This window comes from Polaromonas potterensis (assembly GCF_033446725.1).
In the GTDB taxonomy this organism is placed as follows: Bacteria; Pseudomonadota; Gammaproteobacteria; order Burkholderiales; family Burkholderiaceae_C; genus Polaromonas.
This window is the reverse complement of the sequence record NZ_JAWQLX010000001.1, coordinates 632,240-658,339: the sequence shown is the minus strand read 5'-3', so window position 1 is coordinate 658,339 and position 26,100 is coordinate 632,240. Positions and strand designations below refer to the sequence as shown.

The following is a 26,100-nucleotide window of genomic DNA, read 5'->3' as shown; positions in this document are numbered from 1 at the left end:
AACTTGGCTGCCAGCACTGAGGTGATGGCCGCCGTCAGGGTCGTCTTGCCATGGTCCACGTGGCCGATCGTGCCGACGTTGACGTGCGGTTTGGACCGCTCAAATTTGCCTTTTGCCATTTTTCGACTCCAAATACCTTAAGGGTTTACTTACGAAATTTGTTTACAAACCACTCACACCAACCAGCCAGCAGAAGCAAGCGCGGAGCTTGCTTCTGCTGAAATGGTGCCCATTCCGGGAATCGGACCCGGGACCTCTCCCTTACCAAGGGAGTGCTCTGCCACTGAGCCAAATGGGCCTAATTCAAACTATCGCCAAAAAACCAGCTTAACTGCCATGGAGCGGGAGACGGGAATCGAACCCGCGTCATTAGCTTGGAAGGCTAGGGTTCTACCATTGAACTACTCCCGCATCGACCGCTTCAAACTCAAGCGACCCCGAAAAACGGCATTCCAACTATCCAGACACACGCCTGCAAAATCAATTATCACTGGTGGAGAGGGCTGGATTCGAACCAGCGTACTCGTTAGAGGGCAGATTTACAGTCTGCTGCCATTAACCACTCGGCCACCTCTCCTTCGGCGAACCTCAGATTATGCCATGGAAATTTGACGAAAGACAATCCGCGAGCACAAGTGACTACCACTGAATCGCAGAAAACCCGTTTTCCCGCAAAAAGTCATTGGCCGCGCTGAAATGCCCGCAACCCAGAAATGGTTTGGGCGGACGCAAAGCCGACAGCGGCGAAGGGTGATTGGCGGTCAGCACCCGGTGCCGGCCATCGATCAAGACCTGTTTGGCCTGGGCGTGCGCGCCCCACAGCAAAAACACCACCGGCTCGGGCCTGGCCGATACCGCGCTGATCAACTGATCCGTCAGCAACTCCCAGCCCTGCTTGGCATGGCTGGCGGGCTGCCCGTCTTCCACAGTCAAACCGGTGTTGAGCAGCAACACGCCCTGGCGCGCCCAACGCTCCAGCTTGCCGCTGGTGTGCACTTCGGCATCGATCTGCGGATCGCGCGCCAGCTCCTTGAAGATATTGCGCAGGCTGGGCGGCGTTTTCACACCTTCAGCCACCGAAAAAGCCAGGCCATGCGCCTGGCCGAGGCCGTGATAAGGGTCTTGACCCAAAATTACGACCTTGACCTCGGCCAGTGGCGTCAGCTCTAGCGCGCGAAAAGGCTGAGCCGGGTAAATCGTGGCGCCGGCGGCCAGGCGCTGGCTGACAAAAACGCCTAATTGCTGGCCCGTGCTGCTGACCAGAAACTGGGTGACCAAAGCCGACCAATCGGCCGCCACCGGCCAATCGGTCGGATTCCAGCCTTGCAAACACGCAGCGGACGCCACACCGGCTTGCGGCAAACGGTCAAAGGCCAAATCGGCCTGTAGCCCTTGTGGTACGGACATAAACAGCTATCGAATAAATAGCAATTAGCAGTCCGGGAACAAGCCGGCCAGCGCCACGCCCGGGTCATCGGCCCGCATGAAGGCCTCACCCACCAGAAAGGCGTTGACCTTGGCGGCGCGCAGGCGCGCCACGTCGGCTGGCGTCGAAATGCCGGACTCGGTGACCAGCAGGCGGTCGGCAGGCACGTCTGTCAACAGGGCCAAGGTGTTGTCCAGCGAGACTTCGAAGGTCTGCAGATTGCGGTTATTGATGCCTAACAGCGGTGTTTTCAGTTGGAGTGCGCGATCCAGTTCGGCGCGGTCATGCACTTCCACCAGCACCGCCATGTCCAGCGACAAGGCCAGCGCTTCGAAGGCCTTCAGTTGCGCGTCGTCCAGGCAGGCGGCGATCAGCAATATGCAGTCGGCGCCCATGACGCGTGATTCGTAGACCTGGTAGGCGTCAACGATGAAATCCTTGCGCAACACCGGCAGGCTGCAGGAGGCTCGGGCTTGCTTCAGGTAGTCGATGCTGCCGCGGAAGAAATCCTTGTCCGTGAGCACCGACAAACAGGCCGCGCCATGTTCGGCATAACTTTGCGCAATGTCTGCGGGCACAAAGTCAGCCCGCAATACCCCTTTCGAAGGGCTGGCTTTTTTGATTTCGGCGATCACGGCCGGCTTGCCCGCAGCGATTTTGCGGCGCAGGGCGCCGACAAAATCGCGCGTGTTGAGGCGCGATTCGGCGTCTTCACGCATCAGGGCCAGCGGTTTGCGCTTGATCGCTTCGGCGACCTCTTCGTGCTTAACCGCCACAATTTTGTTCAGGATATCGGACATGGTGTTTCAGGCTGCCAGTGAGGTGGAGGTGGACACAAGCTGTTCCAGCTTGTTTTTAGCGGCGCCGGAATCGATGGCCTTACGGGCCAGCTCAATACCGGCCTTCATGTTGTCGGCCACATTGGCCGCATACAACGCGGCGCCAGCGTTGAGCAGCACGATGTCGCGGGCGGCACCCGGTTCTTTGTCGAGCACGCCTTTGAGCATCTGCATCGACTGCTCGGGTGTTTCCACCCGCAAGGCGCGGTTGCTGGCCATGGCCAGGCCGAAGTCTTCCGGGTGGATTTCGTACTCGGTGATTTCACCATTTTTCAGCTCGCCGACCACGGTGGCCGCGCCCAGCGACACTTCGTCCATGCCGTCCTTGCCGTAAACCACCAGCGCATGTTCGGTGCCCAGGCGTTGCAAGGCGCGGATCTGGATACCGACCAGGTCGGGGTGGAACACCCCCATCAGAATGTTGGGTGCGTCGGCCGGGTTGGTCAGAGGCCCGAGGATGTTGAAGATGGTGCGCACGCCCAGCTCCTTGCGCACCGGTGCGACGTTTTTCATCGCCGGGTGGTGGTTGGGTGCAAACATGAAACCGATACCGACCTGCGCAATACATTGGGCAATCGCCTCCGGCGACAGGTTGATGTTGATGCCCAAGGCCTCCATCACGTCGGCACTGCCGGACTTGCTGCTGACGCTGCGTCCGCCGTGTTTGCTGACCTTGGCGCCGGCCGCGGCCGCGACAAACATGGCGCAGGTCGAGATGTTGAAGGTGTGCGAGCCGTCGCCGCCGGTGCCAACAATGTCGACCAGGTGGGTTTTGTCGGCCACATGAACCTTGGTCGAAAACTCGCGCATGACCTGAGCCGCGGCGGTGATTTCACCAATGGTTTCTTTTTTGACGCGCAGGCCGGTGATCAGCGCCGCCATCATGACGGGCGACAAGTCGCCGCTCATGATCAGGCGCACGATCTTGAGCATCTCGTCGTGAAAAATCTCACGGTGTTCGATGGTGCGCTGCAGCGCTTCCTGGGGGGTGATTTTGTTGCTCAAAGGCATGATGTGCTCTTGTCCTCTTGTCTCTTGTATCAATGAGAAGGATTGTCGGACAAGGCCAGCTTCAGGCCAAATCCAATAAATAGGGCGCCGGCGACACGGTCCAGCCAGTGCAGGCGCTGCTGCAAGGTTTCCAGGCGTTGGCCCAGCCAGGCAGACGTCAAAGCCCAGCCGAGGTTGACACCCAGCCCATTCAGGTTGAACACCAGCCCCAGCAGCAAAAACACCAGCGCCTTGTTCTCCACGCCGGGCGCGATAAATTGCGGCACAAAAGCCAGGAAAAACAGCGCCACCTTGGGATTGAGCACATTGGTCCAGAAACCCTGAAAAAATATACGTTTTAGGCCTGTAGCCCCCGTTGGATGGACGCAAACAGCTCCTGAATCAATAGCAAACCCAGACACCTTGCTGCTCAGCAGGCGAATCCCCACATACACCAGGTAGGCCGCGCCCACCCACTTGAGCAGGGTGAAGGCCGTGCTGGACGCCGCCATCAGTGCACTGACGCCTAGCGCAGCGGCTGCGATGTGCACAAAACAGCCGGCCGTGATGCCCAGGGCCGCCACCATGCCGGCGCGTGCGCCGCGGCGCAGAGCATGCGTCACGATGTACAACACGTCCGGGCCGGGGGTCAGGTTCAGCAACAACCCGGCGGCGATAAACAGCGCCAGGTTGTCCACGCCGACCATCAGCGCTGCTCCAGGAAGTTTTTCAGCATCGCATGGCCATGTTCGGTCAATATCGATTCGGGGTGAAACTGCACTCCCTGGATCGCCAACTCCTTGTGGCGCACACCCATGATCTCGCCGTCGTCGGTCCAGGCGGTCACCGCCAGCACCTCCGGACAGCTCGATTTTTCAATCGCCAGCGAGTGGTAACGGTTGACGGTGAACTGCGCCGGCAGGTCGGCAAACACACCTTCCTGCGTGGTGCTGATCACGCTGGTTTTGCCATGCATCAATTGCTGCGCGCGCACGATCTTGCCGCCAAAAGCCGCACCGACCGACTGGTGGCCCAGACAGACGCCCAGGATAGGCAGCTTGCCGGCAAAGTGCTGGATCGCGGCCACCGAAATGCCGGCCTCGGCCGGCGAGCAGGGGCCGGGTGAAATTACCAGCCGGTCCGGCGCGCGGGCCGTTATACCTTCCAGCGTGATTTCGTCATTGCGAAAAACTTCGACCTCGGCCCCCAACTCGCCAAAATACTGGACGATGTTGTAGGTGAAGGAGTCGTAGTTGTCGACCATCAGGAGTTTGATTGTGCGGCTCATGATTTACTCCAGACCTTCTTCGACCAGCTCGCTGGCGCGCAACAGCGCGCGGGCCTTGGCTTCGGTTTCTTTCCACTCCAGCTCGGGCACCGAATCGGCCACCACACCAGCCGCCGCCTGCACATACAGGGTCTGGTCCTTGATGATGCCGGTGCGGATCGCGATTGCCACATCCATGTCGCCGGCATAACTCAGGTAACCACAAGCGCCGCCGTACAGGCCGCGTTTGGTCGGCTCGAGCTGGTCGATCAGTTCCATCGCATGCACCTTGGGTGCGCCGGTCAGGGTGCCGGCCGGGAACGTGGCCTTGAGCACGTCCATGCTGGTCATATTGTCCAGCAACACACCTTCGACATTGCTGACGATGTGCATCACGTGGCTGTAACGCTCGACCGCAAAGGCCTCGGTCACCTTGACCGTGCCGGTCTTGGCGATGCGGCCGATGTCGTTGCGTGCCAGGTCGATCAGCATCACGTGTTCGGCGCGCTCTTTGGGGTCGTTGATCAGTTCCTGTTCGACCGCCTGGTCGGCCTCGGGCGAGGAAGCCCGGGGACGCGTGCCGGCCAGCGGACGAATTGTGATTTTTTGGCCCTCTTCCACCTGTTCCTGGCGCACCAGGATTTCAGGCGAGGCGCCCACCACATGGAAATCCCCAAAGTGGTAGTAATACATGTAGGGGCTGGGGTTGAGTGAACGCAGCGCGCGGTACAGGCTCAGCGGCGACTCGGTGTAACGCTTCTTGATACGCTGGCCGACCTGCACCTGCATGAAGTCGCCGGCCTCGATGAGTTTTTTGGCGCGCTCCACGGCGGCGATGTAGTCGGCCTTGCCAAAGTCGCGCTCGGCCGGGTAAGCCTGGGAGGGTTTGACCACCGGGGCGCTGACCGAATATTTCAGCTGTTCCTTGAGTTGGCGCAGGCGTTTTTTGGCATTGGCATAAGCCTCACTCTGGGCCGGGTCGGCATACACGATCAAATACAGCTTGCCCGAGAGGTTGTCGATGACGGCCAGCTCTTCACACTGCAACAGCAAAATATCCGGGCAGCCCAGGGTATCGGGCGGACACGAAGCTTCGAGCTTCTTCTCGATGTAACGCACCGTGTCATAGCCGAAATAGCCGGCCAGTCCGCCGCAAAAGCGCGGCAGACCGGGCCGCAGCGCGACCTTGAAACGTTTCTGGTAATCGCTGATGAAATCGAGCGGGTTGGCCTGGGAGGTTTCAATCACCTGCCCGTCCCGAACCACCTCGGTCAGCACGTCGGCGCCAAAACCACTGGCCCGCACCAGGGTGCGGGCCGGCAGGCCAATAAAGCTGTAGCGGCCAAAACGTTCGCCGCCGACCACGGATTCCAGCAAAAAGCTGAATTTGCCGCCGTCTTTGGAATGGGCAAGTTTGAGGTACAGCGAGAGCGGGGTTTCGAGGTCGGCAAACGCCTCCACCATCAAGGGGATGCGGTTATAGCCTTGCTGCGCCAGGCTTTTGAATTCAAGTTCTGTAATCACGGCTGGTTTCCTTCACCGGTGGACCCACGCGCCTGGCGTGGCCACCCATCATTCAAGAGGCCCCGGGACGGGGCTGGGATGCCCTTGCCATCGGCAAGAGCGCATCAAACATACATGGCGATCGAGGCGAACAGGCCCCGTCATGCAATAGCTGCGGTCAGGCCCGCCAGGGCCAGGCTCCCCGGTCGCTGCTACCTGTTTGAATGATGCGGTGAATGAACATAGGAAGCCAAAGTGTAGCAAAGACCCGGGCCGCTGGCGAAGCCGGCCGCCCATGCTCGCAAACCCTGTTGTCCCGACCCCGCCCCGCTTACAAAATGGTACAGACACAAACGAACGGTCGTTCTATTTTCTGGAGACAGGCATGAAATTGGTCAAACAATGGGCGCTGGGGTTGGTGGTCGGGATGATGGCGCTGGGGGCCACGGCGGCCACCATCGATGTGGGTGGCGTCAAGATGGAGGACGCCACGGAGGTGCGTGGCGCCAAACTGGTGCTCAACGGCGCCGGCGTTCGTTACAAGGCTGTGTTCAAGGTCTATGCCGCCGGTTTGTACCTGGGCAAAAAAGCCGCTACCCCGGAAGAAGTGCTGGCCACCCCCGGTATCAAACGCATGCAGATCACCATGTTGCGCGACATCGATTCAAACGAGTTGGGCAAACTGTTCACGCGTGGTGTGCAGGACAACGCGCCCAAGACCGAGATGTCCAAGCTGGTGCCCGGCCTGATCAAGATGGGCCAGCTTTTTTCGGACCAGAAAAAACTGCTGGCCGGCGACGTGTTCACCATCGACTGGGTTCCCGGCACGGGCGCGGTGATTTCCGTCAAGGGCGTGCCCCAGGGCGAACCCTACAAGGAGCAGGAATTTTTCAACGCGCTGATGCGTATCTGGCTGGGCCCCGAGCCGGCCGACTGGAAACTCAAAGACGCCCTGCTCGGCAAAGCCGTCTGAACGCTGGGGTTTAGCCCCGTGCGGCGGCCGGCCAGCGCAACTCGGCCAGCGAATCGACAAAACCGTCAGCATCCACAGCCCGCACCGGCTCGCCATGGTTGTAGCCGTAGGTCACCAGTACCACCGGGCACGCCGCGGCACGGGCCGCACGCGCATCGTTGCTGGAGTCGCCAATCATCAGCGTGCGGTCAGGCGTTGTTCCCAACGACTCGCAGGTTTTAAGCAGCGGCAGCGGATCGGGCTTTTTGCGCTCGAAGGCATCGCCGCCAAACACCTGGTTGAAAAAACCGTCCAGCCCCTTGGCTTTGAGCAGCGGCAGCGCAAACGCCGTGGGTTTGTTGGTCAAACAGGCCAGCTTCAGGCCCTGGGCTTTCAACTGCTGCAAACCTTCCAGCACGCCCGGGTAGACCTTGGCATGCTGGCCGTTGATCGCCAGGTAATGGCGCTGGTAGCTGGCCCAGCCGGTGGGGAACAGTCGCGCAGCATTCGCTTCCAAATTGATAGCTGACTGCGCCCGCTCTTCCTGGGCCAGAGGCCTGTTTAATACATAAACCAGCACCGACTGGATCAAATGTTCCGAGCCCTTGCCCACCAGCGGCTCCACCACCGCCCGGTCTACTGGGGGCAGCGACAGATCGGTCAGCATACCGTTCAGGGCGACCACAAAGTCACCCAAGGTGTCCACCATGGTGCCGTCCAGGTCGACGATCACCGCATCCAACATGTTGTGGTTCAAGGCCATAGGATTCAGAGCAAAGGCGCCATCCTAAGCGAAATTCACTGGCCCGCGACGAAACAAAAACTGGTTGAACGCAGGAAGTGCAGGACGACCCCCTAAGGCCTGCGTGCCGGCGTGAGTCGCAGGTACAAGTCAACACCTGCACCCCTGTCCAGCTTGATGGTGTAACGCCGTTGTGCTGCGCCGCGTCCCGCCGTGACGAGATACCTGCCCGTCGGCAGGTCCACATTGATCAGCGGCGCGCCCTCTTCGATATCCGCGTAGCGGCCCCTTGAAGATCGTCGATGCGAATCCTCAGCGGCAGCCGGTCTTCGAGTTGCGTCTGCGCCAGCGCAACGTCGGAGCGCGGTGCGATGCGATGAGTCGGCCATCGTGTGTCCATGGTGAGAGGCACAAAGCCATGTGAAACCCGCTTTAAGGGCCTCACTTCACGCTGACCAGCATCCCTGCCCATGCACACGTTCAATGACAATCGCCGGGGCATGACGTGACATCGGAAACAATTTCGCAAAACACTGGGATCCCAGCTTGCAGGCGCAGGCCAATTGCAAGCACACACGCGGGAATTTTCCTACGCTGGCATACAACGACCTGGACCCTGGTCCGGCGATTCGATCCGCCGGTATACGCTGCTTATTTCAGTACAAAACGCACCGTTGACGACTTCCCGGCCCGCATGACAAGGGCCACCACCTTGGTCTTGGCCGCAACTTTGAAACTGCCTTTGGCTTCCAGTTTGTCGCCGGCAGGGCTCAGCGCGACCTCCTGTTTGTCGGTCCCGGTGAGCAGGGTGAGTTTGGCGCTGGCCTTGCTGACATCCACCGGCTTGCCGTGGTCACGCACATACAGCTGCAAACCCTCCGCCCTGGCGACCAGTTCGTAGTCCATGTCCTTGATCTCGACCACCACACCGCCATGCAGCGGCTGGTGGGCATGGCCGTGTTCGTGTTTGTCGGCCGCGAAGGCGGCTCCGGTGGTGCTGAAAACCAGCGCGGCGATGAGTGAAGCTAGTTTCATAAGGGTTCCTTTGATAGCTTGAAACAGAGATGCCAGAGAAAGCACGGGAAAGTCAAGCCGGGCTCAGAAAGCCTCGGCGTTTTTGTCGTCGAGCAGGCGTTCGGTGTCCTTGCGACCGAACAGCCAGAACATGACGGGTGTCAGAAAGGTATCGAGCAAGGTCGAGCTGATCAAACCCGAGAAAATCACGACCGCCACCGGGTGCAGGATTTCGGTTCCGGGACGTTCCGCCTCGAACAACAGCGGGGCCAGTGCAAACGCCGTCACCAGTGCCGTCATCAGCACCGGGCTGAGGCGCTCCAGCGAGCCCCGCACAATCATCTTGTGGTCAAAGCTTTCACCCTCAAAACGCATGAGGTTGATGTAGTGGCTCACTTTCAGGATGCCGTTGCGCACCGAGATGCCAGCCAGCGTGATGAAGCCGACCAACGCCGCCACCGACAGCGGCTGGCCGGACAGCCACAAGCCCAGCACGGCACCGACCAGCGCCAGCGGGATATTGGCCATGATCAGCAAGGCCAGCCGCGTGGACTGGTACCGGCTGTACAGCACCACAAACATCAGCACCGCCGACACCAGGGACAACAAGCCGACCAGCCGCGAAGCCTCCTCCTGCGCCTGGAACTGGCCACCCAGCGTGACGAAGTAGCCCTCAGGCAACGGCGTCTCGGCCACCACCCGGCGGATGTCCGCGATCACCGCCGACAGTGCCCGCCCCTGCGCATTGGCCGACAACACGATGCGGCGTTTGCCGTCGTCGCGGCTGACCTGGTTGGGGCCGTCGCTGTCTTCGATGCTCGCCACCTTGGACAAGGGAATGCGCCCGGTCGGTGTCTCGATCAGGATTTGCCCCAGGCCTTCCACCGAACGTGCCGACTCGGGCAGGCGAACCACCAGCGCGAAGCGCCGCCCGCCTTCGACGATCTGGGTGATTTTTTCGCCCTCGACCAGGCTTTGCAAGGTACTTAACACCTGCGGTGCCGGCACGCCGTAACGGGCCGCCGCCGCATAGTCGATGCGCACCTTGATTTGCGGCGCCAGCACCTGTTTTTCGATCTCCAGGTCGGCGACGCCGGGAATCGCGGCCAGGCGCGCACGCAAAACCTCGGCCTGGCCGCGCAGAGTGTCCAGATCCTCGCCAAAGATCTTGATGGCGATCTGCGAACGCACGCCCGACAACATGTGGTCGATGCGGTGCGAGATCGGTTGGCCTATGCTCACGGCCGCCGGCAGGTTGACCAGGCGTGAACGGATGTCGGCCGCCACCTCGTCCATGGAGCGTTTGATGTCACCTGAAGGCTTCAGACCCACGTCCAGTTCACTGACGTGCACCCCTTCCGCATGTTCGTCCAGTTCAGCGCGGCCACTGCGCCGCCCGACCTGGGTGACCTCGGGCACCTGCTTGACCAGCACCTCGGCCTGGCGCGCCAGCACCGAACTTTCGGCCAGGGTCACGCCAGGGTTCAGCCGCAGGCCAATCAGCAAAGTGCCTTCGTTGAAGGGCGGCAAAAAAGTGGTGGGGAAAAACGGCACGGCCAGCGCAGCCACCACCACCGCCAGCGCACCTGCGGCCAGCGCGGCCTTGGGACGGTCCAGCACTGCCTGCAAGCTGCTGCGGTAGTGCCTCTTCAGCCATGCCAGCAACTTGGTGTCGCCATGGTCCAGCGACTTCATGCGGGGTAGCAGGTAAAAACTCAGCACCGGCGTGACGGTCACGGAGACGACCAGGCTGGCCAGCGTCGACACAATGAAGGAAATACCCAGCGGTACAAACAAGCGCCCTTCCATGCCGGGCAGCGCGAACAGCGGCACAAACACCAGCACGATGATCACCGTGGCGTACAGAATGGCCGAGCGCACTTCCATGGTCGCGCGCGCCACCACTTCGATAGGGTGCAGCCGGTGCTCGGGATGTTTGACCCGGTCTTCCTTGAGCCGGCGCATCACGTTTTCAATGCCCACCACGGCGTCGTCCACCAGCCCGCCGATGGCAATCGCCAGCCCCCCCAAGGTCATGGTGTTGATCGACAGGCCAAAGTAGCGAAACACCAGCGCGGTGATAAAAATCGAGACCGGAATCGCCACCAGCGCAATGACGGTGGTGCGCACATTGCCGAGAAACAAAAACAGAATCACCGCCACAAAAGCCGAGGCCGCCATCAGCTTGCCTTGCAAGGTGGTGATGGACGACTCGATAAAACTCGCCTGTCGGAAAGTGACGGTCGGTTTTTCCATACCGGCCGGCAAGGAACGCTGCATCTCGGTCAGTGCGGCCTCGATCGCGCGGGTCAACCCGATGGTGTCGGCCGTGGGTTGTTTCTGTATGCCCAGGATCACCGCCGGCTTGCCTTCGTAACCGGCATCACCCCGTTTGATGGCGGCGGCAAACGTCACCTCGGCGATCTGCCGCATCAGGATGGACTGGCCGTCGCGCGCGGTGAGCGCCAGGTTTCTCAGATCGTCCAGGCTGGACGTGCGCCCCAGGTTGCGAATCAGGTATTCGCGCCCATTGAGCTCCAGAAAACCACCCGAGGTGTTGCTGGAGTACCCCTTGAGCGCATTTTCCAGTTGCTCATGGGTGATGCCTAACTCGGCCATACGCACGGTGTTGGGCTGCACCTGGAACTGGCGCACCTCGCCACCAATCGGCACGACCTGCGCCACACCCGTCACGGCCAGCAGCCGCGGACGCAACACCCAGTCGGCGTATTCGCGCACCGCCATGGGTGTGGTCTTGGCCGTGTCGATGGGAATCGCGATCTGCATGATCTCGCCCATGATGGAGCTGATCGGCCCCATGCGCGGCATCACCCCCGAAGGCAGGCCCTCCTCCATCGAGGACAGGCGTTCACCGACCATCTGGCGCGCCCGAAAAATCTCGGTGCTCCAGTCGAAGGTCACATACACAAAAGACAGGCCGGCGCTGGAGGTGGAACGCACCGTCTCCACGCCGGGCAGTCCGTTCATGGCGGTTTCCAGCGGAAAGGTGATGAGTTGCTCCACCTCTTCGGCCGCCATGCCGCCGGCTTCGGTGACGATGGTGACCGTGGGTTTGTTGAGGTCGGGAAACACATCGACCGGGGTGCGTGTGAGCGTGAAAGCGCCATAGGCCATCAAGACCAGGCTGGCGATGATCACCAGCAAGCGATTGGCGAGGCTGCTGTCGAGTAACCACTTGAACATCGTGTTACCCCTAGCTCAGCGAACTTGATTGATCAAGGTGGCACCCTGCGTGGCCACACGATCACCGGCCTTCAGGCCAGACGTCACCGCCACCGTAGCGCCATCCAGCGGCGCCACCGTGACCACACGCGCTTGGAAGTGTTCGGGCGCGGTCTTGACCCAGACAATGGTCTGGTTGGCCGGATTTTTCATCAGCGATGCGGCCGGGACCGGCACACCCGCCACCAGGCTGCGGCTTTGCACCACCACGGCAAGCGGCTGGCCGACGGCCAACTGGCTGAGTAACGGACCTTCGGCACGAAAGGCCAGCGGCAGGGCCTGGTCACGCAAGGCGCGCGACGCACCCACAAAAATGAGCTCCACCTTTTTGCTGCCCACCGCGACAAAAGCGCCCGCCACATCGGCCGCCAGTGCAGCATCGAAGGCCAGGGCCTCGATGTGCAAACGTGCGGGATCGATCACCTCGAACAACAACTCGCGCGCATCCACCACCTGACCGGCCACGGCGTTGGCCGAGGCAATCACACCGCTGACGGGCGCGACCAGCGCATCACGCGCGGACAGGCCGGCACCTACTGCGGCGATACGTGCCCCCAGGCTGGTCACCTCGCTGTCGGCCGCTTCGATGTCTTTGCGTGGCACCGTATCGGCCAGTTCTTTCAAACGCGCCAGGCGTTTTTCGGCCAGCTTGCGGCTGGCCTGAAGCTCGGCCAATTGCGCGGCGTGGTTCGAACGTTCAATCGCCGCAGCGGAGGGCAGCACATAAGCCAGCACCTCGCCCTTGCGCACGGCCTGCCCCAAAGACGGCAGTCCCCGCGGACCCGCTTGCAGACGGCCGGCCATCAAGGCCTGCACCTTGCCACCAGCGTTGGGGTCCATCACCACCTTGCCCGACAATTCGGTCGCACGCGGCAACTGCCTGGCTTCACCCACCACGGTGCGCACACCCATCTGGCGCTGGGCCGGTTTGGGCAAAAACACACTGCCATCGGGCAGGCGTTTCGGGCCGTTGCTATTGGCCGAGGGCGGCGCACCGCCGTGGTCATGCCCCTCGCCGGCAAAAACCGGCGCCGCCATGGAGAGCAAGGCCAGCCACAAAGCGGACACCGCCGCGGACATGCGTAAACCTTGCATCATGTTGCACTCCCGAGTGTTTGGATTTGACGGGCGCGAACACGACGAAAACCCCAAGCCAGCAAGGCCAGGGCCAGCAGTCCGCCGACAGCCCAGGCGCCGTAGCGTTGCCACGCCGAACCGCCTGCGGATACATCGGCATGTGCGTCGGTGTGGATATCCAGCTCGCCAGCGAGCAGATCGGTGTCATCCCCTGCGATCACCGTCGCCGCCACCGCGCTCAGCCCCGGCTGGAGTTCTTGCGTCAGTGTGGCTTCAAACACGCCCTCGCCATGCGGTTGGGTGTCCACCTTCACGCCGCCCAGCTCCAATTCGAGCTTGGCATTTTTCACCGGGCTGTTGTCGGTGGTTCGATCCAGGTAAAGGGTGAGTTGTTTGCCATGGAGGACACCCACCAGCTCAAAGGTCTCGGACACCGCGACAAAACGGGGCAATGCCGAGCCAGCCGCGGAGGCGGGTGCTTCGCCATGATCGTGGCCGTCACCCGCCCAGCTTGTGAACGGTGTGGCGGCGATGAACATCACCAGGGACAAGGCCTTCAGCCTTTTCAAAATAGTCATGATTGAATTCCAAAAAATTGTTTGACCGGGAACCGGCTTATTCGGGAAGCAGTCCCAGGGTTTGACGCCATGCGGAGATCGCCGCGGCCAGGTCGATACGGGTCCGGGCCGCCTGGCGTTCGGCATCGATGGCTTCGAGATCAATGCGCAAACGTGTCGGCAGATCGGTCTCACCCATCTGAAACGATTTCAGGAAAAAACGCTGTGACTCGCGGGCAAGTTGTGAACGCCTGTCGGCGGCGCTCAACTGCGCCCGGGCCGATTCGAGGCGGATCCGCGCGGCGTCGAGCTCGGTCAGCAAACGTTCCCACTCCAGACGCAGCAGCCCTTCCACTTCGATGGCATCGGCCTGCGCCGTGGCCAACCTGGCCTGGTTGCGATCACTCGAACCCAAGGGGATGCGAATACCCACGGTGATGCTTTGCTGGTAGGCCTCGTTGAACACGCCCCGCTCACGGCTTGTCGCCAGGGTCAGCTCGGGGTTGCCGCGGGTTTGCACACGTGTCAGTTCCGTGGATCGCCGCGCGACCTCCGCCCGGTCCAGCAGTTCGGCGAGCGCCGGATGATGCTCATCCAGGGCGGCAACATCAGCGGGCAGCTCGGGAACCGGTTCGGCCACAGGCGTGGCAGGCGCCACTGGCACCTTACCGAGCAGGGCCCGCAATTGCTGCGACGCGGAGGCCAGCGCGCCCGTGGCTTCGGCCAGCCCGGCCTCGGCGCCGGCGACCGCCCCGTCAGCCTGGTGCTGATCGGATCGGGCCAGATCGCCGACCTTGACACGTTTGAGCACGTCGGCAGCCAGTTGCTGCGTATTGCTCAAGCGTTCACGGGCCAGGGCTTGCTCGATCCCGGCACGTTGCCACTGCCAATAAGACGCGCGAACGTTGGCGGCCGTGCGCAACTGCGCGGCCAGGACCCGGCTCGCGCTGGCACGTATCTCCGCGTCAGCCAGGCCACCCGTGCGTGCCCGCTCGCCGGGCAGCCACAAAGGCATGGCCAGTCCAGCGACCAGTTCGCGAGCGCCGCGATTGTTGTTCAGCCTGTCGTTCTGGCTAGCCAACTCCAGGGCCATGGGTTCGGCCGTCCAGCTGTCGGCGGCCTGCCTGCGGGCCGTCACCGCCTCCTGGCGGGCCGCGCGTGACTGCGCTTCTGGCTGACGTTGCCACGCGGCGTCAAAGACTTGTTTCAGCGTCGTGGGAGCACTGACACCGTTGGCCTGCGTGAACACAGGTACAGCCACGCCGACAGCAGCGTTAGGTGGCGCTGCTTGCGCCCAGGCGTTGCTGGCAAGCAGCGCCAGCAAGACGCACGGAACGCCATATTTTTGATTTCTTCGGAACATCCGATTCTCCAGTGATGAAAAGACACGTGGGGAATCGGCGAAGCGCGATCAACAGGATCGCCGTACATCCTTACGTGCCGCGCATAGCGGAACGCAAGAGGCACAAAAGGACAGAAAAATGCCCTGCCTCGCCGATCAGGCGAGGTCGGCCCAGTTAGGGCGTTCGGGCAGGGATGGGGGAGGAGGAGGAGAGGTCCGGATCTGATGCGCGATCCGGGCGCCGGACGGCACACCTAACGCCGGCAAGGGCGCCGAGCCGAAGATCGCCGTGCTGCCGCCTGCATGGCAGGCACCGCAGTCGGCATCCATGCCAACCGTGCTTGTCGGTTTGCTGCTGTCACCCTGATCGGGATCAGCCTGGTGTTGGTGCTGGTGATGCCCCACATGTTGTGCGGCCGAACCGGTTTCGTGCTGGCAATAGGCGCTCACGGCCGCCCAGCTGAGCTGCAGGGGCACAAAAACAAACAGAAGGACAATCAACCAGCGACGCATAGAGTGTTGCATTCTAGCGGGCGGACCAACAGCCCTCGGGCTAACGTGCCTTTGTCTGACCGCGTTTGTTGTCAATGGCGCGGCGCAGGCACTGTAACAGCCGCTGCTCATCCAGTGGTTTTTCAAGCCAGTCGGAAATTCCAAGCGCTTGGTGCGCAAGGTCCTGCTGCACCTCCCCGGCCGTGACCGACAACACCAACACCGGCAAATCGACGGTCCGTGGGACCAGGCGCAATTCCCGAATCAGCGCCAGGCCGTTTTCGTAGGGCAGCTTGACGTCCACCGTCATCGCCGCATAAGTCTCCATCCGGAGGTAGCTGCGGGCTTGCGCCGCCGTGTGGGCGATGTCCGCATCAAACCCGCCCTTGTCCAGCATCATGCCTATCAGTTGCGCCACATCCGGGTCGTCTTCACACACCAGAATGCGGGGCCGCGCCACGGCGTAAAGACTCATGGGCGCTGTCACCGGCGGCGCCTCCCGCCATTCCGGCAGGTCGAAAAAGAAGGTGCTGCCAACCTGGCTCTCCGTCGTGAACCCAATACGACCGTCCATGCGCTCCAGAATCGCCTTGGAGATATTCAAGCCCAGCCCGGTTCCGCCTCTCTGGCGCGTGTCGGACGAGTCGGCCTGCGAAAATTTCTGGAAGATGCGTTTTCGGAACTCCTCGGGAATGCCCGGCCCGCTGTCGCTGATCTCGACCCGCACCCGCCCCGCTTCACGGCGCAACACCACCTGCACCAGGCCCTCAGGTGGGGAAAACTTGATGGCGTTGGACAAAAGGTTGGTCACCACCTGGATCAGGCGGTCGCTGTCGGCGTTGACCCGCACCGGGTGTTTGGTCGCACGCAGAACCAGTCTCACATGGTGTTGCGCGGCAAAACCTTCGTTGGCGGCCAGCGCCTGCGCCATCAGCGGCTCCAGGTCCAGCGCCTGCAGATCAAAACGCATCTTGCCGGACTCGATTTTTTCGCTGTCCAGAATATCGTTGATGAGACGTATCAGCCGCTCGCAATTGTTTTTGGCAATTCCAATCAGGTGTTTGGCCTTTTCAGGCAACTCGCCGGTCACGCCGCCCCACACCAACCCCAGGGAGCCGCGTATCGACGTGAGGGGCGTGCGCAATTCGTGGCTGACGGTCGAGACAAATTCGCTTTTCATGCGGTCCATCCGTTTGAGTTCGGTGACGTCGTTGCCCAGCGCGAACAATCCGATCACCTTGTCCTGCTCATCACCTTCACCGTAGCGCGGAAAATAATTCATCACATACTCGCGCCGCTCGCCGCTGGGCAGTATTTGCTCGCGCTCGTAACGCACCGCATAACCCGCCAGCGCTTCCTGCACATGGGGTTGAACCCGCGCGTAGAACGCCGGGCCCATGACGTCTTGCATGTTTTTTTGATGAATCTGCTCCCGCGTCAGACCGAACGCTTCTTCATACGACTTGTTATGAAACTGGAAACATTGGTCCCTGTCAACGTAGGCAATCAGCGCCGGAACGGTATCCGTGATCTGGCGCAGCAAGGCTTCGCTGTCGTGCAAGGCCTCGCTGATGCGCCGGCTCTCGGTGATATCGCGAAGGATGGCCGTGAACAGCCGCTGCCCGCCCACACTGACATCCCCGAAAGACACGTTGACCGGGAATTCGGTGCCGTCGCCGCGCCTCCCCAGAACCTCGGCACCCGACTCGCGGAAACCGCGTGGCCGCTCGGTCAACGCCCCGAAAAAAGCCGTGAACCCCATCTGGTAACGCGTCGGCAGCAGCACCGAGACCTTTCGATCCATCAGCTCGTCCTGCCGGTAACCGAAAAGATGTCGCGCCGCGCTGTTGACGCTGACAATGGTGCCATCCTCGGTCGCGGTCACCATGCCTTCCGCCATGCTTTCGGTGACGGCCCGGCTCATGGCTTCGCTATCGGCCAGTTTGGCCTGAATCCGGCGGCTCTTGGCCTGCAAGCGGAGCATCATCCAGATCGCCCAGACCAGAACACCCAGCGACAACAAACCACCCAGCAGGATCAGCAGCTTGACGCTCTGGGCCGTCCGCCGGGTGTCCTCCTTGGAGCGTTCCAGCGCCCGGTTTTCGCTGCTTTTGATCCGGGCCACCAGGCCATCAATTTCTTCGTGCAACTGGCGATTCAAATCGTTGCCTACCAGGGCCGTGGCGGCTTCCAGGCCCAGGCTCTGCCGGACCGTGACGGTCTGTTCCATGGCCTCCACCCGCCGGGCGATCAGACCTTCCAGCAGGTGCAAATTTTCTCGTCCGGTCTCGAGTTCCTGCGCCGTCAACACGTGCATCAAGGCCTGCTGGCTGCGCTCCCGCGCCTGTTGATAAGCCGCCAGATCGCCGGCCGTCGCCGTCAGCAAATAACGCCGCTGCAGGGACTCAACCGTCTTGAACTGGGACACCAGGCGCTCCAGCAGGATGACGGTTTCCTGCGATTGCGTTTCACGCTGGGCATCGCGGATCAGGTAATTGATGGTGCTGTAAGAGGCCGTGATGCTCAGGACAATCAAGACCAGCCCCACACCCAGGGCAAAGTTGATGCTTGCGCGAAAAGGTAGCTTCATGGGTGTGGGCCTGAGCTGTGCAGCGCTGTCCCGTCGCGGACCGGCGCGCAGCCGCTACATCATTTCGCCAGCGCCGCCCGCATCGCGGCGATCGAGGCATGGTAGTCCGGCTTGCCAAAAATGGCGCTGCCGGCCACAAAGGTGTCGGCGCCGGCCGAGGCCACACGTGCGATGTTGTCGGCCTTGATACCACCGTCGACTTCCAGACGGATGTCCTTGCCCGAGGCGTCGATGCGTTTGCGCGCCTGCTCGATCTTGCGCAGCGCCGAGTCAATAAAACTCTGGCCGCCAAAGCCGGGATTAACACTCATGATCAGGATCAGGTCGATGTCCTCGATCACCCAGTCCAGCACGTCCAGCGGCTCAGCCGGGTTGAACACCAGCCCGGCCTGGCAACCTTTGGCCTTGATCGCCTGCACGCTGCGATGCACATGACCGGAGGCGTCGGGGTGGAAGCTGATCAGGTCGGCGCCGGCGTCGGCAAAAGCCGCGGCCAGCGCATCTACCGGCTGGACCATCAGGTGCACATCAATCGGCACCGCCGTGCCGTCGGCCTTTTTGGCGTGCGGCTTCAGGGCGCTGCAGATCATGGGGCCGAAGGTCAGATTCGGCACGTAATGGTTGTCCATCACGTCGAAATGGATCCAGTCAGCGCCGGCGGCAATCACGGTCTGGAGTTCTTCACCCAGGCGCGCGAAATCAGCCGACAAGATAGAGGGGGCAATCCGGTACACCGGTGGCTTGGTTTGGCTCATGGCGGGATTGTCGCAGCAAGCCGGACGCCCTGCACGGGCGTGCGTCATTCAGGGCGGTTAACATGGGCACCACTTTTGTGAAAGCCATGCCGAAATACCAATTTTCCTGCGAAGTCCTGCCGCACTACCTGCCGGAGCAATCCGCGCCTGAAGACGACGTGTATGGGTTTGCCTATACCGTCACCATCACCAATACCGGTGATGTCGCGGCCCAGCTGATTTCGCGCCACTGGATCATCAGCGATGCCAAAGGCCACACCGAGGAAATCAAGGGCCTGGGCGTGATCGGCCACCAGCCGCTGCTCAAACCCGGCGAGTCCTTCCAGTACAGCAGCGGCTCGCGCCTGCGCACGCCCACCGGCACCATGCACGGCAGCTACTTTTTTGTCGCCGAAGACGGTGAACGGTTCGAAACGGCCATCCCGATGTTTGTGCTCGACGCGGGTGACGCGGCCGGCGCCACCGGCGGAACCGGCAGCAGCCGCGTGTTGCACTGAGCCCCCGCACCGGCATGCGCAACCTGGCCGACCTGCTGGACCTGCTGGAGCCCAAAGCCGAGCTCGCCAGCCGCCACCTCTGGCTGATAACCCTGCTGGACTGGATACGCGGCGACAGCAGCAATCCGCAGGCGGCTTTGTCCCGGGTCCGCCTGTTTGTCGATGCCGCCCAGGCCAGGCCCGGGTTTCAGGTCAAATTACACGACTGGTGGAACACCCTGGTCAGCACGGTGGATGCCACACCCCTGTTTGCCGATTTTGGCTTTGCCCCACGCGCGGCTTTCCTGAGTGAACTGGGCGAACGGCTGCGTTACAGGCTGCTGCCCGGCACGCCGGAAACCACCCATGCCATCGAGTTGTTCATGCTGCTGTTTCCGACGCCGTTTGACGCCCAGTGGCTCAAGCTGCTGGATGAAGAAACACTGGGCCGTCTGGGCACCCTGCTGACGACGAACCCACCCGGCGAGACCATCGCCGATGACGAAACACCACCGCCAGCGGACCACACCCTGCTGCAGGACTGGCAAGGCGTGTTGCTGGAGGCCTTGACTTATTGCACCAGCCAGGTCGCGGCCACCGGTTTTTCGCCGGAACTGCGCCTGCGCATGAGTTCACAAACCTTGCAGGCCCGGCCTTTTCATGGCCTGGCACCTGATCTGGACGCCATCCGCGCCGCGCTGCTGGCGCACGGGCCGGACAGCGGCGCGCTGCACCTGGCGCTGGACCAGTTCAAAAGCCGGCTGGAAGCTTGCCGCAGCGCGGCCGCCTCGGTGTATGCCCACCTCGATGAACACGGCATTTCGGTCGGCCTGGTGTTTCGCCTGCGCCAGTTGCGCGAACGTATCCTGCGTATTCGTGAACTGCTGGACTGCATGTTGTCGGAAACTCCTGCCGCCAGCGCCATGCAGTTGCTGGCCCGGCTGGTCTTGCTGGCCGAAGAGCGGCGCAGCATTCGCGCGCTGGTGGCCAGCAACTCCAGCCTGCTGGCCGCCAAGGTGGCAGAACGCGGCGCCGAAACCGGCGAGCACTACATCACGCGAGACCGCGCAGCCTACATGGCCATGCTGGGCAAGGCGGCCGGCGGCGGCGCGCTGACAGGCGTCACCACCTTGCTGAAATTCATGATCGTCGGGCTGGCGCTGTCCTCCTTCTGGAGCGGCTTCTGGTCTGGCGTGATGTATGCCGCCAGCTTTGTGCTGATCCAGTTGCTGCACTTCACGCTGGCCACCAAACAACCGGCCATGACGGCGCCGGCCATGGCCGCCAAGCTGAAAGATTTGCGCTCGGGTGAAGCGGTCAGCGAGTTTGTCGACGAAGTCACACACCTGGTGCGTTCACAGGTCGCGGCCGTGCTGGGCAATGTGCTGATGGTGGTGCCGGTGGTGTTGCTCATCAACGGCGCCATCCTGCTGGGCCTCGGGCACCCGATGATTGATGCCAAGGAGGCGCAACACGTGTTGCACAGCCTGAGCCTGCTGGGTCCGACGCTGTTGTGGGCCGCATTCACCGGCGCGTTGCTGTTTGCCGCCAGCATCATTGGCGGCTGGATAGAAAACTGGTTTGTGCTTTACCGACTGGCGTCCGCCATGCGTTACAACCCGGGCATCACACGGACCTTGGGCATGCAACGCGCGCGGCGCTGGGCCGGCTTCATGCGTGACAACATCTCGGGTTTTACCTCCAACATTGCGCTGGGTTTTTTACTGGGGCTGATCCCACCCATGACCGGATTTTTTGGCCTGGAGCTGGAAGTGCGCCACGTCACCTTGTCGGCCGGCCAGTTGGCCGCAGCCGGCGCCGCGCTGGGCTGGGACGTCTTGCGGCAACCGGCCCTCTGGTGGTGTGTGGCGGCGATCCCGCTGATAGGCGCGTTCAACCTGAGCGTGAGTTTTTACCTGGCCTTCCGGCTGGCCCTGCAGGCCCATAACGTCACTCGGCCTGATCGTGCGCGCATTCGCTCGGCAATCTGGGCGCGCTGGCGCAGCAAGCCCAGCAGCTTTTTTATTCCCGGCTGACAAGCGTCGGCACGCGGCGTTCCACCACACGCATGCGGCGATCTCAGCACTTGTCCTACACGCGCCATTTGTGTGCTGATGTAAATTAGCACGACCGGTCCTCTCGGGCTGTCCAGTCCGCATTGACGGGCCGTCTTGTCGAACCCTTCGCGCCCGCCTGCTGCGGGTTGCCTTGCAATCCATCAACGGAGACACCCCATCCATGAATGAACTCATGGCCTTCTGGGCCGAATGGCTCAAACCGTCGGCAGGCCTGCCTACCGTTCAGTGGTCGATCTTGCTCGCCTTGGCCGCCTTTATCGGCCACCTGGTGCAGCGTTATGGCGGTGTGCCCAAGGTGGTGGGTTATTCCGCGGTCGGCGCCTTTGCCGGCCTGGCCGGTTTCACCGGCGCGGCCTGGCCGCTGCAGGGCACCGGCCTGTTTCTGCTCGAGCTCGGCGTGGCCGTGGTGCTGTTTGAAGCCGGTGGTCGCATTCCGCTGCGCTGGTTTCGCCACAACCCCATGGTGCTGGTGCAAAGTCTGGCCGAATCAACACTGACCTTTGTCGCGGTGTACTGGACACTGACCTTTCTGGGCATGCGTGAAGCCGTGGCCGAACCGCTGGCCCTGCTGGCCATGGCCGCTTCGCCGGCCGTGTTGTCGCGGGTCATCATGGACACCCACGCCTCCGGCCCCGTGACCGAACGGGCCATGGTCTTGTCCACCCTGAGCACCTTGTATGCGTTGACCTTGTGCAGCGCCCGCGCCGGCATGATGGACCGAGGCGACGCCAGCCTGGTCAGCACGCTTTATCCGGTGCTGGTGGTGTTGGGCCTGTCGGTGGTGGTGGGCGCCGTGCTGGCCCTCACGCTGCGTATCGCGCTGCGCGTGATGAGCCCCACCAGCGAAAACACCGCCATCCTGCTGCTCGCGCTGATCGCCGCCGGTGCGGCCCTGGCCGCCCACTTTGGCGGCTCCGCGCCGCTGGCCGCGCTGCTGGGCGGCATGTTGCTCAAACAACTCAACCCCCGTCCCTGGTCCTGGCCGCGGCAGATGGGCACTGCGTCAGCGATGTTGACCATGCTGATGTTTGTGCTGGTCTCGGTGGTGGCCGCGCAGGCCGACTGGAGCGGCCCGGTGGCCGGCATGGTCGCCGCACTGGTCGCGGCGCGGGCCCTGGCCAAAATTGTCGGCGTGGGCCTGGGCAATGTGGGCAGCGGCGCGAGCTGGAAGCAGGCCTTGTGGGTCGGCTGCGCGATGTCACCGATGTCCTCGGTGGCGCTGCTGCTGGTATCGCAGTTTGTTGCCGCCTCGGCCTCGCTGGGCCCGCGCATCGCCAGCATTGCCTTGCCGGCGATTTTGCTGATGGAGGTGCTGGGCGCCACGGTGGCCACCTTTGCGATCTACCGTGCGCGCGAAAGCTCCAAGCCCTGGGCACCCCCATCCTTCAACCGCTCTGCAGGAGATTTCCGTGAGTAACTCGTCCACGCCTCAGCCGGCGCCCCTGGGGCTGGAGCCCTTCCAGAAATCCGAAGCCCTGTCGCTGGGTGTCGAGCTGGAGTTGCAACTCGTCAACACCCACGACTACGATCTGGCGCCCTACGCCGAAGACATGTTGCGCCTGATGCACAAGACGCCGCTGCCCGGCAGCGTGGTGCCCGAGATGACGTCCAGCATGATCGAAATTTCGACCGGCGTCTGCCAGTCCTCCTCCGAGGTACTGGGCCAGCTCACGCAAATCCGCGATGCGCTGGTCAAAAGCGCCGACAAGCTCAACATCGCCGTGGTCGGCGGCGGCACCCACCCGTTTCAGCAATGGCACGAACGCCGCATTTACGACAAGCCGCGTTTTCGCGAACTCGGCGAACTGTATGGTTACCTGTCCAAACAGTTCACGATTTTCGGCCAGCATGTGCATGTGGGCTGCCCCGATGCCGACACCGCACTGCTGACCCTGCACCGCATGTCGCGCTACATCCCGCACTTCATCGCACTGTCCGCATCCAGCCCCTATGTGCAGGGCCAGGACACCGCCTTCGACTCGGCGCGGCTCAATTCGGTGTTTGCCTTCCCCTTGTCGGGGCGTGCGCCGCTGGCCCTGACCTGGGACGAGTTCACGGTCTACTTCGACAAGATGACACGCACCGGCGTGGTCAAAAGCATGAAGGATTTTTACTGGGACATCCGGCCCAAGCCGGAGTTCGGCACCATCGAAATCCGCGTCTTCGACACGCCGCTGACCATAGGCCGCGCCTCGGCGCTGGCCGCCTACGTGCAGTCGCTGGCGGCCTGGTTCATGAACGACCAGCCCTTCATGCCGACCGAAGACGATTACCTGGTCTACACCTACAACCGCTTCCAGGCCTGCCGCTTCGGGCTGGAGGCGGTCTACGTCGACCCGGCCACCGGCGAACACATGGCGCTGCGCGACCACATCCTCATGACCATGGACAAACTCGGCCCCCACGCCGGCCCGCTGGGCGCCAGCAGCGGCATCCATTTGCTGCGCAGCAGTGTCGAGTTGTCCAACAACGATGCGCGCTGGTTGCGCGAACGACAAACGCAAGAACGCCTGCTGGCCGAAGTCATTCGCCAGGCCGCGCTGAAGTTTCGGGGTTTGCCGGTTTAGGCCTTGCCGGCATCACGCGGCGCTGGTGGCTTGCAATGGACAGTGGGACTGACTCCCCACTCCCACCCCTAACCCCTCCCTCGCCCCGCTGGGCGATGGAGGGGGACTTCATTTGGCCAGGTGTGTTGCAAGCGCGTGCATGAGCGGCGGTCTCTTGACTCCGATGAAGACGCGCAGCCGCGCCTTCATCTCCCCTCATCCCGTACCCGGTTTCGCCCCCCAACCCGTTTGACCGGGCCGAGGAGCACAGCCAAAAGCGGATCAGGGCTCGCGATTGTCTGAGGCGAAGCCGAGTTCGAGCGAGACCCCGCTTTTGGCGAGCACCGCAGCTTGCCCGCAGCGAAGCGTAGGGACCCGGACAGTCGGGTCGCCTTTCTTTTCCTTAGGTTTCTTTGGCGAAGCAAAGAAAAGTAAGTCGCCCGCCGGGGCGAGTCCCGGCCAGCAGGCAAACCACGCAACCCCAGACGAAACCACTTCCCACCCGCCACCCGTTATGCTCACCCCATGGGTGAATTCGACCTGATCAAACGCTACTTCACACGCCCCACGCCCCGCGCCGTGCTGGGCATAGGCGACGACTGCGCGTTGTTGCAGCCGGCCGCCGGCATGCAGCTGGCCATTTCCAGCGACATGCTGGTCGAAGGCCGGCACTTTTTTGCCGACGTCGATCCAAGCACCTTGGGCCACAAGGCCCTGGCCGTCAACCTGAGCGACCTGGCGGCCTGTGGTGCCAAGCCACTCGCCTTCACCCTCGCGCTGGCGTTACCGCGTGCCGATGAGACTTGGCTGGCGGCGTTTTCACGCGGCCTGTTCGCGCTGGCCGACACCCACGGCTGCGAACTCGTTGGCGGCGACACCACCCAAGGCCCGCTCAACATCTGTATCACGGTGTTCGGCGAAGTCCCGGCCGGCCAGGCCTTGCTTCGCTCAGGCGCACGCAGCGGCGACGATATTTATGTCAGCGGCAACTTGGGCGATGCGCGGCTGGCGCTGGACGCGCGGCGCAACAACAGCCCGCTGCCCGGCGCCCTGCAGGCGCCGGCCAAAACACGCCTGGAACAACCAACACCCCGTGTGGCATTAGGTCTGGCCTTGCGCGGCGTGGCCAGCGCGGCCATCGACGTCAGCGACGGCCTGCTCGGTGACCTCGGTCACATCCTCAAGGCCTCCGGCGTGGGGGCTTGCATCGACACCTCGATCGCTATTCATTTGATAGCTGCTTGCGCTCATCCTGCCTGGGCTACAGGCCTTATTTCCTTGGAAACGCAGCTGGACTGCGTGTTGGCAGGCGGCGACGACTATGAACTGGCATTCACCGCACCGGTGTCGGCGCGCGAGGCCGTGCGCGCGGCCGCGCAGCAGTCGGCCACGCCTGTCACACGTATCGGCCAGATAGAGGCGGCGCCAGGCCTGCGCCTGACCGATGGTGACGGCCGGCCTGTGACGCACAGCTTCCGTTCATTCGACCACTTCGCCTGAAACGTAGCGCCAGCCATGAGCCGCGCGGTCCGCCTCTTGCAATTGCTGGAAGCACTGCGCGGCCACCGCCATCCCGTCAGTGCCGATCGGCTGGCCACGCAGCTACGCGTCAGCCGCCGCACCGTGTACCGCGATGTCGCCAGCTTGCGCGAGCAAGGCGCCCGCATCGACGGCGAAGCCGGCGTGGGTTACCAGTTGCGTCCTGGCTTTGTGCTGCCACCCTTGATGTTCGGTGAAGATGAGATCGAGGCGCTGGTACTGGGCGCACGCTGGGTGGCGCTGCAGGCCGACCCCGAACTGGCCCAGGCCGCGCGCCAGGCCTTAGGCCGCATCAGCGCCACCTTGCCCACGCATTTGCGCCTGGCCGTGGAAACCAGCGGCCTGCTGGTGCCCCCACCTGAGCGCAGGGTGCCGCCCGAACCCTGGCTGCCCGCGCTGCGCCTGGCGATACGCACCGAACAAAAAATCCTGCTCGGCTACCGCGACGCCAACGGCCAGCTCAGCCAGCGTACGGTGTGGCCGTTTGTCATGGCTTTTTTTCAGGCGTCACGCATGTTGGCCGCCTGGTGCGAGTTGCGGCAGGATTTCCGCCACTTTCGGGCCGACCGCGTGGCCACACTCATCACCACCGGCGAAGCTTATCCCGCGCGGCGCCATGCCCTGATGAAACGCTGGCGCGAACAAACGGGTCATGCAGCGGAGCTGGACTGA

At 62.5% G+C, this 26,100-nt stretch carries 23 protein-coding genes and 3 tRNA genes; 7 read left to right on the top strand and 19 right to left on the bottom strand.

Translation table 11 applies throughout. The annotated features are described in order from the left end of the window. The 10 genes from R6254_RS03155 to trpE form a co-directional block, all read right to left on the bottom strand. A partial coding sequence (locus R6254_RS03155) for a GTP-binding protein (RefSeq protein ID WP_318404318.1) occupies positions 1-119 on the bottom strand: 119 nt, incomplete at its 3' end. 104 nt (positions 120-223) lie between these two features. Next, a tRNA-Thr gene (locus tag R6254_RS03150) sits at positions 224-298 on the bottom strand. Between the two features lie 39 nt (positions 299-337). Further along, a tRNA-Gly gene (locus R6254_RS03145) sits at positions 338-411 on the bottom strand. Between the two features lie 80 nt (positions 412-491). Then, positions 492-577 (bottom strand) — tRNA-Tyr (locus R6254_RS03140). Positions 578-639: 62 nt separating this feature from the next. After that, positions 640-1,407, bottom strand: a complete 768-nt coding sequence (locus R6254_RS03135; protein WP_318404317.1) for a uracil-DNA glycosylase — start codon at positions 1,405-1,407, stop codon at positions 640-642. A 24-nt stretch (positions 1,408-1,431) separates the two neighbouring features. Beyond that, positions 1,432-2,226 carry an indole-3-glycerol phosphate synthase TrpC gene (gene trpC / locus R6254_RS03130; protein WP_318404316.1) on the bottom strand — a complete coding sequence of 265 codons (795 nt, stop codon included), beginning with the start codon at positions 2,224-2,226 and terminating at the stop codon, positions 1,432-1,434. Positions 2,227-2,232: 6 nt separating this feature from the next. Continuing rightward, complete coding sequence (trpD, locus tag R6254_RS03125; protein ID WP_318404315.1) at positions 2,233-3,276, bottom strand: anthranilate phosphoribosyltransferase; 1,044 nt, start codon at positions 3,274-3,276, stop codon at positions 2,233-2,235. A 29-nt stretch (positions 3,277-3,305) separates the two neighbouring features. Then, positions 3,306-3,962, bottom strand: coding sequence for a LysE family translocator (locus R6254_RS03120; protein ID WP_318404314.1), 657 nt, complete (start codon positions 3,960-3,962; stop codon positions 3,306-3,308). Beyond that, positions 3,962-4,543, bottom strand: a complete 582-nt coding sequence (locus tag R6254_RS03115; protein WP_318404312.1) for an aminodeoxychorismate/anthranilate synthase component II — start codon at positions 4,541-4,543, stop codon at positions 3,962-3,964. The genes R6254_RS03120 and R6254_RS03115 overlap by 1 nt, the downstream gene beginning before the upstream one ends. Positions 4,544-4,546: 3 nt before the next feature. Then, positions 4,547-6,046 (bottom strand): anthranilate synthase component I, encoded by a 1,500-nt coding sequence (trpE, locus tag R6254_RS03110; protein ID WP_318404311.1) that lies wholly within the window; start codon positions 6,044-6,046, stop codon positions 4,547-4,549. A gap of 364 nt (positions 6,047-6,410) precedes the next feature. Here trpE and R6254_RS03105 point away from each other — a divergent pair, with 364 nt between their 5' ends. Further along, positions 6,411-6,998 (top strand): chalcone isomerase family protein, encoded by a 588-nt coding sequence (locus R6254_RS03105; RefSeq protein ID WP_318404310.1) that lies wholly within the window; start codon positions 6,411-6,413, stop codon positions 6,996-6,998. Between the two features lie 10 nt (positions 6,999-7,008). On the opposite strand, the gene gph is transcribed toward R6254_RS03105, so the two are convergent. The 9 genes from gph to rpe form a co-directional block, all read right to left on the bottom strand. Continuing rightward, a complete protein-coding gene (gph, locus tag R6254_RS03100) occupies positions 7,009-7,740 on the bottom strand; it encodes a phosphoglycolate phosphatase (protein ID WP_318404309.1) in 732 nt (243 codons plus the stop codon). A gap of 630 nt (positions 7,741-8,370) precedes the next feature. Beyond that, a complete protein-coding gene (locus R6254_RS03095) occupies positions 8,371-8,754 on the bottom strand; it encodes a hypothetical protein (protein ID WP_318404308.1) in 384 nt (127 codons plus the stop codon). Between the two features lie 63 nt (positions 8,755-8,817). Beyond that, positions 8,818-11,937, bottom strand: coding sequence for an efflux RND transporter permease subunit (locus tag R6254_RS03090; protein ID WP_318404307.1), 3,120 nt, complete (start codon positions 11,935-11,937; stop codon positions 8,818-8,820). 15 nt (positions 11,938-11,952) lie between these two features. Next, positions 11,953-13,071 carry an efflux RND transporter periplasmic adaptor subunit gene (locus R6254_RS03085; protein ID WP_412103095.1) on the bottom strand — a complete coding sequence of 373 codons (1,119 nt, stop codon included), beginning with the start codon at positions 13,069-13,071 and terminating at the stop codon, positions 11,953-11,955. Continuing rightward, the gene (locus tag R6254_RS03080) at positions 13,071-13,631 is read right to left on the bottom strand and encodes a hypothetical protein (RefSeq protein WP_318404306.1); all 561 of its coding nucleotides are present in this window, start codon (positions 13,629-13,631) and stop codon (positions 13,071-13,073) included. Before R6254_RS03080 ends, R6254_RS03085 begins: the two co-directional genes overlap by 1 nt. 37 nt (positions 13,632-13,668) lie before the next feature. Further along, on the bottom strand, positions 13,669-14,973 hold the full coding sequence (locus R6254_RS03075) for a TolC family protein (RefSeq protein WP_318404304.1): 1,305 nt from the start codon (positions 14,971-14,973) through the stop codon (positions 13,669-13,671). Positions 14,974-15,108: 135 nt separating this feature from the next. After that, entirely contained in the window at positions 15,109-15,465 is a 357-nt protein-coding gene (locus tag R6254_RS03070; protein WP_318404303.1) for a hypothetical protein, read from the bottom strand. Between the two features lie 40 nt (positions 15,466-15,505). Further along, a complete protein-coding gene (locus R6254_RS03065; RefSeq protein ID WP_318404301.1) occupies positions 15,506-18,034 on the bottom strand; it encodes a PAS domain S-box protein in 2,529 nt (842 codons plus the stop codon). 59 nt (positions 18,035-18,093) lie between these two features. Further along, positions 18,094-18,789, bottom strand: coding sequence for a ribulose-phosphate 3-epimerase (rpe, locus tag R6254_RS03060; RefSeq protein WP_318404299.1), 696 nt, complete (start codon positions 18,787-18,789; stop codon positions 18,094-18,096). 86 nt (positions 18,790-18,875) lie between these two features. Here rpe and apaG point away from each other — a divergent pair, with 86 nt between their 5' ends. The 6 genes from apaG (at position 18,876) to R6254_RS03030 (ending at position 26,100) form a co-directional block, all read left to right on the top strand. After that, positions 18,876-19,286 (top strand): Co2+/Mg2+ efflux protein ApaG, encoded by a 411-nt coding sequence (gene apaG / locus R6254_RS03055; protein WP_318404362.1) that lies wholly within the window; start codon positions 18,876-18,878, stop codon positions 19,284-19,286. A gap of 14 nt (positions 19,287-19,300) precedes the next feature. Then, entirely contained in the window at positions 19,301-21,301 is a 2,001-nt protein-coding gene (locus tag R6254_RS03050) for a site-specific recombinase (protein WP_318404297.1), read from the top strand. 202 nt (positions 21,302-21,503) lie between these two features. Beyond that, positions 21,504-22,760 (top strand): cation:proton antiporter domain-containing protein, encoded by a 1,257-nt coding sequence (locus R6254_RS03045; protein ID WP_318404296.1) that lies wholly within the window; start codon positions 21,504-21,506, stop codon positions 22,758-22,760. Positions 22,761-22,785: 25 nt separating this feature from the next. Continuing rightward, positions 22,786-23,910, top strand: a complete 1,125-nt coding sequence (locus tag R6254_RS03040) for a YbdK family carboxylate-amine ligase (RefSeq protein ID WP_318404360.1) — start codon at positions 22,786-22,788, stop codon at positions 23,908-23,910. 504 nt (positions 23,911-24,414) lie between these two features. Further along, the gene (gene thiL / locus R6254_RS03035; RefSeq protein WP_318404295.1) at positions 24,415-25,389 is read left to right on the top strand and encodes a thiamine-phosphate kinase; all 975 of its coding nucleotides are present in this window, start codon (positions 24,415-24,417) and stop codon (positions 25,387-25,389) included. Between the two features lie 15 nt (positions 25,390-25,404). Then, complete coding sequence (locus R6254_RS03030) at positions 25,405-26,100, top strand: helix-turn-helix transcriptional regulator (protein ID WP_318404294.1); 696 nt, start codon at positions 25,405-25,407, stop codon at positions 26,098-26,100.